The 8,953-nt window shown below is 71.9% G+C and carries 7 protein-coding genes; 4 read left to right on the plus strand and 3 right to left on the minus strand.

The genetic code is table 11. The features are described from left to right. Positions 1-313 precede the first annotated feature (313 nt). From ddaH to Q6969_RS10130, 3 genes are all read left to right on the plus strand, one after another. Positions 314-1,588, plus strand: a complete 1,275-nt coding sequence (ddaH, locus tag Q6969_RS10120; protein WP_317230328.1) for a dimethylargininase — start codon at positions 314-316, stop codon at positions 1,586-1,588. Positions 1,589-2,233: 645 nt separating this feature from the next. Next, positions 2,234-4,000, plus strand: a complete 1,767-nt coding sequence (locus tag Q6969_RS10125) for an ABC transporter ATP-binding protein (protein WP_317230334.1) — start codon at positions 2,234-2,236, stop codon at positions 3,998-4,000. Beyond that, positions 3,997-5,805 (plus strand): ABC transporter ATP-binding protein, encoded by a 1,809-nt coding sequence (locus tag Q6969_RS10130; protein ID WP_317230329.1) that lies wholly within the window; start codon positions 3,997-3,999, stop codon positions 5,803-5,805. Before Q6969_RS10125 ends, Q6969_RS10130 begins: the two co-directional genes overlap by 4 nt. A 24-nt stretch (positions 5,806-5,829) precedes the next feature. Here the strand turns inward: Q6969_RS10130 and Q6969_RS10135 are convergent, their stop codons facing one another. From Q6969_RS10135 to Q6969_RS10145, 3 genes are all read right to left on the minus strand, one after another. Beyond that, complete coding sequence (locus Q6969_RS10135; RefSeq protein ID WP_317230330.1) at positions 5,830-6,267, minus strand: hypothetical protein; 438 nt, start codon at positions 6,265-6,267, stop codon at positions 5,830-5,832. A gap of 125 nt (positions 6,268-6,392) precedes the next feature. Next, positions 6,393-6,713 (minus strand): MGMT family protein, encoded by a 321-nt coding sequence (locus tag Q6969_RS10140; RefSeq protein WP_317230331.1) that lies wholly within the window; start codon positions 6,711-6,713, stop codon positions 6,393-6,395. 3 nt (positions 6,714-6,716) lie between these two features. Next, complete coding sequence (locus Q6969_RS10145) at positions 6,717-7,169, minus strand: GNAT family N-acetyltransferase (protein ID WP_317230332.1); 453 nt, start codon at positions 7,167-7,169, stop codon at positions 6,717-6,719. A 245-nt stretch (positions 7,170-7,414) separates the two neighbouring features. Between Q6969_RS10145 and Q6969_RS10150 the strand changes: the two genes are divergently transcribed. After that, positions 7,415-8,629 (plus strand): NADP-dependent isocitrate dehydrogenase, encoded by a 1,215-nt coding sequence (locus Q6969_RS10150; RefSeq protein WP_317230333.1) that lies wholly within the window; start codon positions 7,415-7,417, stop codon positions 8,627-8,629. The last annotated feature ends 324 nt before the right edge of the window (positions 8,630-8,953 follow it).

Here is an 8,953-nt window from a genome sequence, read left to right on the forward strand (position 1 = left end):
CGGGAAGGCCCGTCGCACATGTTGCGACGGGCCTTCCTGCGTTAACAGCTCTTTCTGCGTCACCAGCCACGTTGGTCGCCTGGACCAGGCGACCACCAGCTGGCGCCGCAGGACGGGGGATCTGGCCGCCCCGGAGGATCCGTGGACACCGGCAGCCTGCCCCGTCGCCCGGCTGGCCGACGCTGCCAGCGCCCTCACATCGCGCCCATAAGAGCGGCCGATATCCTCGTCGCTCGTGACCGATCCCCACGAGAACGCCCGAGACGCAGCTCAGACCCCGCCGGCAGCCGGAGGCGATCCCCAGGGATCTCCTGTGCGGCCGGACGCCGACGCGGCCCGAGGGTCGCGGGCGTCGGGCCGAGGTGCCCCGTCGTCCTCCGCCACCGCGACGCCGCTCGGTCGTGCCCTGTCCGCGGCGCTCGTCGCAGCCGGGGTCTCCGCCATCCTGGGGCTGCTCTTCAGCGTGCTCGCGCTGTTCAGCGCCAATCAGCCCGGAGCCGCCATCCTGGTCACCCTCCTCGACTACTGGACGGTCCACACCCTCGTCGCGTTCGTCCTCCTCGCGGCCCTCGCCGGTACCGGCCTCTACCGCAGGCTGTGGACCACCATCGTCGGATCCGTCGCCGCTGCGGTCGTCGGCGCTCTCGTCGGCAGCCTCGTCGGGGCGCTCGGCCAGGGGGCGACCATCACCGGCGACATCGTGGTGCCGCTGCTGGAGACCCTCCTGGGGCTCAACCTGATGTTCGTCATCGGCGTCTCCCTGGCGTCGATCCTCCTGGGCCGTCGGCTGTGGATCCGGCTCGTCGGCAGCACGGGTGACCCGGTGCTCGAGCGGATCGCGCTGGTGCGCATCCCGTCGTCCCGCCTCGCCGAAGGAGAGCTGACACACCTCGACCGTCGGCCCGTGGACGCGGAGCTGGCCGATCAGCAGTGGGAGGGCTACGTCCTGGCGCTCGAGGAGCACGGCTGGTCGACGCGCGAGGTGCCGCCCGCGGACGAGCACCCCGACTCGGTCTTCGTCGAGGACGCCGTGCTCGTCCTCGGCGGCACGGCCGTCCTGCTGACGTCCGGCTCGGACTCCCGTCGAGGCGAGCGGACCGGCGTCGAGCGCGCGGTCGAGGACATGGGCCTCACGGTGGCATCCATCGACCTCCCCGCGACGATCGACGGCGGGGACGTGCTCGAGGTCGGTCGCACCCTCTACGTGGGGGCCAGCAGCCGCACGAACTCCGCCGGGATTCGCCGCCTCCGCGAGATCGCGCGCCCACTCGGCTACGCCGTGGTGGCCGTGCCCGTCCGGCGGACCCTGCACCTCAAGTCGCAGGTCACGGCCCTGCCGGACGGCACGGTCATCGGGCACGAGGCTCTCGTCGACGAGCCGCGCCTCTTCCCGTCATTCCTGGCCGTCCCCGAGGCCGAGGGGACCGCCGTCGTGGCCCTCGACGACGACACCCTGCTGCTCTCCGCCGCGGCGCCGCGGACGGCGGAGCTGCTGCGCGGCCTCGGCTACGAGGTGGTGACGGTGGACATCAGCGAGTTCGAGAAGCTCGAGGGCTGCGTCACCTGCCTGTCGGTGCGCATCGGCTGATACCGGCGGACGTGAGCTCGAGGGTCCGGCCCGCATCCACGGATGCGAGCCGGGCCCTTGCTTGTTGGCGTCTCCCGTCCATATCCTGGAAGGCTGCCTCGCGCGGCCATTCACGTGGTCCATCGGTGCGGCCCACACGTGAATCGCATACGCAGCCAGGGAGGGTGTCATGACCACGACATCGATGACGCACGCACGCACGACCTCGAACCGGATCGGTGCCGTGACCGCGCACCCCACGATCCCGTCCGGCGTCCCGCGCCGCTAGCTCCCGCGGCTCCCACCACCCGGCGCCACGGGACACCGGGCCCCTCGGCCCGCACGTCCAGCACCGGGGATCCGGCACCGGCCGGGCGATCCCGCGTCGGGGCACGTCGTCGTGCTCCGCTGCGCGGGACGCCGACGGCTGACCGCCGGCCCCGCACCTACCGTCCTCCCGCGAGAGATCGCGGGACCTCGTCATCCGTCCGGCCGCCGCGCCAGGGCCCCGCCACGGGTGCCCTCCGCCCGTGGCCGCAGAGCACCTCCGGCCGCGCATCGGCCGACTACGAAAAGGAATCCCTCGTGTCCACCTCACCGCCCGAATCGCCTGACGCGTCGTCGGCCGACCGCCACGGCCCCCGGCCCGGCACCATCCCGGTCCTGATGCGGCTGCTGCCGTTCGCGCGTCCCGCCATGCCGAGCATCATCGCCGGCATGGTGGTCGCGCTCGTCGGCTCGCTCCTGTCGCTCGTCATCCCGCAGATCCTCCGCGGCCTGGTCGACGGGCCGCTCGGCGACGGCGACTCGGCCGCCGTGGTGCCGGCCGTGCTCCTCATCCTCGGGCTCGGGATCCTCGAGGCCGCGATGATCGCGCTCCGTCGCTGGTTCGTGCTGAAGCCGGGCACCCTCATGGAGGCCGACATGCGGAACGCCTTCTACCGGAAGCTGCAGCAGCTGCCGGTCGCGTTCCACGACAGGTGGCAGAGCGGGCAGCTCCTGTCCCGCATGGTGAGCGACCTGAACCTCATCCGACGGTGGATGGCGTTCGGCCTGGTGCTGTTCGTCGTCAACATCCTCACGATCCTCGTGGGCATCGGCTTCCTCGTCTCCATCGACTGGCGCCTCGGCATCGGCTTCCTCCTCTGCTCCATCCCGCTGTGGGTGTACGGCTACCTGTTCGAGCAGAAGTACTCCTCGGTGGCCCGGCTCAGCCAGGACCAGTCCGGCGACCTCGCCACGAGCGTCGAGCAGTCGGTGCACGGCATCCGGGTGCTGAAGGCCTTCGGGCGCGGCAAGCACATGCACGACGCCTTCGCCGAGCAGGCGGAGGAGCTGCGGGGCACGGAGATCAAGAAGGCCCAGGCCATCGCCGGGATCTGGCTGTGGCTCCTCCTCATCCCCGACCTCACCTTCGCGCTGGCGCTGCTCGGCGGCGTGCTCCTCGCCTCCGGCGGGGAGATCTCCGTGGGCGAGCTCGTCGCGTTCTTCGCGACCGCCGCCGTGCTGCGCTGGCCGATCGAGTCGGTGGGCTTCCTGCTGTCCATGACGTTCGACGCGCGCACCGCCATCGACCGGTACTTCGAGGTGATGGACGAGGAGGACACCATCACCGATCCGGCGACGCCCGTGCGCATCGCCGAGCCCCGCGGCCACCTCGTGTTCCGGGGCGCGCACTTCCGCTACCAGGACGCCGCCGCGGGCCAGCCCGACCTCATCGACGGCATCGACCTCGACCTGCAGCCCGGCGAGACCATGGCGCTCGTCGGCGTCACCGGCTGCGGCAAGTCCACGCTCACCGCGCTGACCACGAGGCTGTACGACGTCACCGGCGGCAGCATCGAGCTGGACGGCGTGGACATCCGCGACCTCGGCCTCGAGGAGCTGCGCAGCCGCATCGCGATGGCCTTCGAGGACGCGACGCTGTTCTCCTCGAGCGTCCGCGACAACGTGCTCCTCGGGCGCCCGGACCTCGCGGCCGGCGGGCCGGAGGCCGAGCGCGTGCTGCAGGAGGCGCTCGACATCGCGCAGGCCGGGTTCGTCCGGGATCTGCCGGAGGGCGTCGACACGACCGTGGGCGAGGAGGGGCTCAGCCTCTCCGGCGGGCAGCGGCAGCGCCTCGCCCTGGCGCGCGCGGTCGCCGCGGCGCCCGACGTGCTCGTGCTCGACGACCCGCTGTCCGCGCTCGACGTGGACACGGAGGCGCTCGTCGAGGCGGCGCTGCGTCGCGTGCTCGCGTCGACCACCGCGCTGATCGTGGCGCACCGCCCCTCGACCGTGATGCTCGCGGACCGGGTGGCCCTCATGCAGGACGGCCGCATCACCGCGGTCGGCCGGCACTCCGACCTGCTCGCCACGAGCGAGCACTACCGGTTCGTCATCTCGAGCCTCGACGTGGAAGGGAACACCGTGCGCGAGGAGGCCTCAGCATGAGCGTCACCGGAGTCACCGGCGAGGAGAGGGACGACTTCTCCCGCAGCGAGAGCAAGCAGATCCGCAAGCGCTCGACGCGGCTGCTCGTCAGCACCATCCAGCCGGTCAAGCAGTCGCTGATCCTCACGGCCGTCACGATCCTCGTCGCCACGGCGGCCAACGTCGCGGGCCCCGCCCTCATCGGCATCGGCCTCGACCGGGCGCTGCCCGCGCTCCTCGACACGGGGGACTTCACGCAGCTCGCGCTCGTGATCGGCGCGTACGTCCTCGTCGCGGTGACGGGCGCCGTCCTGGTGGCCAAGTACCAGGTCATGTCGGCGCGGATCGCGCAGGAGATCCTCCTCGACCTCCGCAAGCGCATGTTCCTGCACACGCAGAAGCTGAGCCTGGAGTTCCACGAGACGTACACGTCCGGCCGCATCATCTCGCGCCAGACGAGCGACCTCGACTCGATCCGCGAGCTCCTCAACGGCGGGATCAACCAGCTCGTGCAGGGGGCGCTCTACATGGCCTTCACCGCCGTCGCGCTGTTCTCGTTCGACTGGGTCTCGGGCCTCGTGCTGCTCGCCGCCCTCGTGCCGCTGTTCCTCCTGAGCCTCTGGTTCGCCGTGAAGTCGCAGGCGCTGTTCCGCCAGACGCGCGTGAAGTCCGCGCGCCTGATCGTGCACTTCGTCGAGACGATGACAGGGATCCGGGCGGTGAAGGCCTTCCGCAAGGAGAAGCGCAACGCCGCCGAGTTCTCGGAGCACGTCGAGGGGTACCGCGACACCAACATGCGCGTGATCCAGGTCTTCGGCGTGTTCGATCCCGGGCTCATCCTCATCGGCAACGTCACCGTGGCGGTCGTGCTGCTCGTCGGCGGCCTCCGCGTCGCCGACGGCCAGCTCGGCATCGGCGCGCTCCTGGCGGTCGTGCTCTACACGCGGCAGTTCTTCGGGCCGGCGCAGGACATGGCCATGTTCTACAACAGCTACCAGTCGGCGTCGGCCGCGCTCGAGAAGATCTCGGGCGTGCTCGAGGAGGAGCCGAGCGTGCCGGACCCGGTGCGGCCGGTGGACCTGTGGGAGTCCACGGGCCACGTCGCGTTCGAGGGCGTGGAGTTCGGCTACGGGAAGGGCAAGACGATCCTGCCCCGCTTCGACCTCGACATGCCGGCGGGGCAGACCATCGCCCTCGTCGGATCGACGGGCGCGGGCAAGACGACGCTCGCCAAGCTCATCTCGCGGTTCTACGACCCGTCCGACGGACGCGTCGCGCTCGACGGGATCGACCTGCGGGACCTCCACCCGAAGGACCTCCGCCGCGCCATCGTCATGGTGACGCAGGAGGCGTACCTCTTCTCGGGGTCGGTGGCCGACAACATCGCCATCGGCAAGCCCGAGGCGACGCGTCGGGAGATCCAGGAGGCGGCGGAGGCCGTGGGCGCCCACACCTTCATCGAGTCGCTCCCGGACGGGTACGACACCGACGTGAACAAGCGCGGCGGCCGCGTCTCCGCTGGGCAGCGGCAGCTGATCTCGTTCGCGCGCGCGTTCCTCGCGGATCCGGCGGTGCTGATCCTCGACGAGGCGACCAGCTCGCTCGACATCCCGAGCGAGCGCCTCGTGCAGCAGGGCCTCACGACCCTGCTCGCGGACCGGACGGCCATCATCATCGCGCACCGGCTCTCCACGGTCGCGATCGCCGACCGCGTGCTCGTGATGGAGCAGGGCCGCATCGTCGAGGACGGGACGCCGGACGCGCTCATCGAGGGCACCGGCCGGTTCTCGCAGCTGCACGCGGCCTGGCGGGAGTCGCTGGTCTAGCGCCGGCGCCAGCGCCAGCCGGGATCAGAGGTCGAGCGCGGGGGATCCCGTCGGCAGCCAGGCGTGCACGACCTCGCCGTCGGGGGCGGCGTGCCAGCCGTCGCCGCACGTCATGGTCGCCGCGGGCGTCGGATCCGGCCACCAGGTGTCCTGCACGCCGGGCGCGGGTGCGTCCGGCGTCGCGGCCTCGCATCCGAGCCGGTCGGCGGGCGTCGCGGAGCGGAACTCGAGGATGGCGCCCTCGCCGCGCAGCGACGTCTTGATGCGGATGTCGGTGGCGTCCGCCGGGATCCAGGCGGGGAGCCGCCCCTCGGCGTCCTCCGCCGCCGCGTAGACGCGGGCGTCCGCCGGCGTGGTCATGCCGCCGACGGTGCGGGCGGCCCCGCAGCCGCCGAGGGCGAGCGCGAGGGTGGCGGCGAGGGCGGAGGCGGTGAGGGGGCGGACGGACCGGCGTCGGGGCATGGTCCCAGTCCAGCGGACCGACCGGCTCCACCGCGTCGGCCGGGAGGCCCCGGTCGTGGTCCCCGGGCATGACCCGGGGTCGGCCGCCCGGGGGAGGCCGCCGCGGGCCGCAGGGGATCAGCCGCTCACGGGAACCAGCGGGCCGCCGCGAGGTCGACGCGGTAGCCCTCGTCCGTCGGGGCGACGAGGAGGGGCGTGCCCTCGGCCTCGTAGCGGGAGCGGGCCTCGTCGGCGAGGCCCGTCGGGGGATGCCCGCCGGCGCGGAGGACCCGCCACCAGGGGAGCCCGGCGCCGTGGTAGCGCAGCACCATGCCGACCGCCCGGGCGCCGCGGCGGCCGAAGACGGCGGCGACGTCGCCGTACGTCATGACCCGACCGGGCGGGATCTCCGCCACGACCTCGAGCACGCGGTCGGTGAACTCCCCCGGGGTGGCGAAGACGGCCACGCGCTAGAGCGCCAGGGCGCCGATGGACTCGCCGTACTGGGTCTCGCCGATGACCTCGAAGCCGACGTGCGTGAAGAACTCCTCCGGACCGTCCTCGCCCGGCTCCCACACCACCGTGAGGCGGTCGAAGCCGCGCGCGCGCGCCTCGTCGGCCAGGGCGAGCACGGCGAAGCGGCCGACGCCGTGCCCCTGCGCGTCCGCGTCGACGTTGATCCGCCAGATGCAGCTGCGGAAGATCTCCTCGTGCGCCTCGGGGTCGAAGTTGCCCATGATGAAGCCGACGACCTCGCCGTCCTCCATGACCACCCGCGGCCAGGCGGTGGTCGGGTTCACGTAGGCCTCGGCGATGGAGTGCGACACGGGGGCGACGTACGCCTCCTGCCCCGGCTTGAGCGTCAGCGTGTTCGCCGCCACGATCGTGCGGGCGCTCAGCTCTTCGAGTGTCATGTCGCTCATGGCCACAGGGTATCGGGCGGGCGTCCCGCGGACCAGGCGCCGGAGCGGCGGGATGCGCGCGGGTGACGGCGGATGCATCCGCGGCACCGGCGGCTCCGCGCGCGCATCCCGCGGGATGTCTCGATGTCGAGAGACAGGGCCCGCCGGGTAGGCTGGCCGACGGATCCACCGGCGACGAGCCGGACCCGGGGCGCGCCGACGGAGACGCGCCCACGGAGGGCACCGACGAGCATGAGGAGGACTTCGTGGAGAAGATCAAGGTAGAGGGGACCGTCGTCGAGCTCGACGGCGACGAGATGACGCGCATCATCTGGCAGTCCATCAAGGACACGCTCATCCACCCGTACCTCGACATCGACCTCGAGTACTACGACCTGGGCATCGAGAAGCGCGACGAGACCGACGACCAGATCACGATCGACGCGGCCAACGCCATCAAGAAGCACGGCGTCGGCGTCAAGTGCGCGACGATCACGCCCGACGAGGCGCGCGTCGAGGAGTTCGGCCTGAAGAGGATGTGGCGCTCGCCGAACGGCACGATCCGCAACATCCTCGGCGGCACGATCTTCCGCGAGCCCATCATCATCAGCAACATCCCGCGCCTCGTCCCCGGCTGGAACAAGCCGATCATCGTCGGCCGCCACGCCTTCGGCGACCAGTACCGCGCCACCGACTTCCGCTTCGAGGGCGAGGGCACCCTCACGATGACCTTCACGCCGAAGGACGGCTCCGAGCCGCAGCAGTTCGAGGTGTTCCAGAGCCCCGGATCCGGCGTCGCGATGGGCATGTACAACCTCGACGACTCGATCCGCGACTTCGCGCGCGCCTCGCTGTCCTACGGGCTCGCCCGGAACTACCCGGTGTACCTCTCCACCAAGAACACGATCCTCAAGGCCTACGACGGCCGCTTCAAGGACCTGTTCCAGGAGGTGTTCGAGGCGGAGTACCAGGACCGGTTCGCCGCGGCCGGCCTCACCTACGAGCACCGCCTGATCGACGACATGGTCGCCGCGTCCCTCAAGTGGGAGGGCGGCTACGTCTGGGCCTGCAAGAACTACGACGGCGACGTGCAGTCCGACACCGTCGCGCAGGGCTTCGGCTCGCTCGGCCTCATGACGAGCGTGCTGACCACGCCCGACGGCAAGGTCGTCGAGGCGGAGGCCGCGCACGGCACCGTCACGCGCCACTACCGCCAGCACCAGCAGGGCAAGCCCACGTCGACGAACCCCATCGCGTCGATCTACGCCTGGACGCGGGGCCTCGCGCACCGCGCGAAGCTCGACGGCAACGACGCGCTGAGGACCTTCGCGGACACCCTCGAGGACGTCGTCATCACGACGGTCGAGAGCGGCAAGATGACGAAGGACCTCGCGCTCCTCGTCGGGCCCGACCAGCCGTACCAGACGACCGAGGAGTTCCTCGCGTCGCTCGCGGACAACCTGCAGGCGCGCCTGGCCTGATCCGACGCCCGCCGGCCCGCCGGTGAGAGGCCCCGCATCCCTCGGATGCGGGGCCTCTCGTGCGTCCGGGGCAGGCGAGCCGGCGGGCGCGCCCGACGCGGGCGGCGCGGTGCTGTGCACCAGGCCCACGGGAGATCCACAGGTCTCCTTAGCCTGACGGGAATCCACCCCCGTCCGGCCTCGAGCCGGTGAACGAAGGGAACCACCATGCTCCTTCCCCCGTCCTCGCCGGTCCGATCCGCGGCGCCGCCGGCCCGCGCGGGACGCCGTGCGTGGCCCGTCGCCGCGGGCACCGCGCTCACCGCCCTCGCGCTCGTCGCCGCG

The sequence above is a fragment of the Clavibacter sp. MX14-G9D genome (genome assembly GCF_032917815.1).
GTDB classification, from domain to species: domain Bacteria; phylum Actinomycetota; class Actinomycetes; order Actinomycetales; family Microbacteriaceae; genus Clavibacter; species Clavibacter michiganensis_K.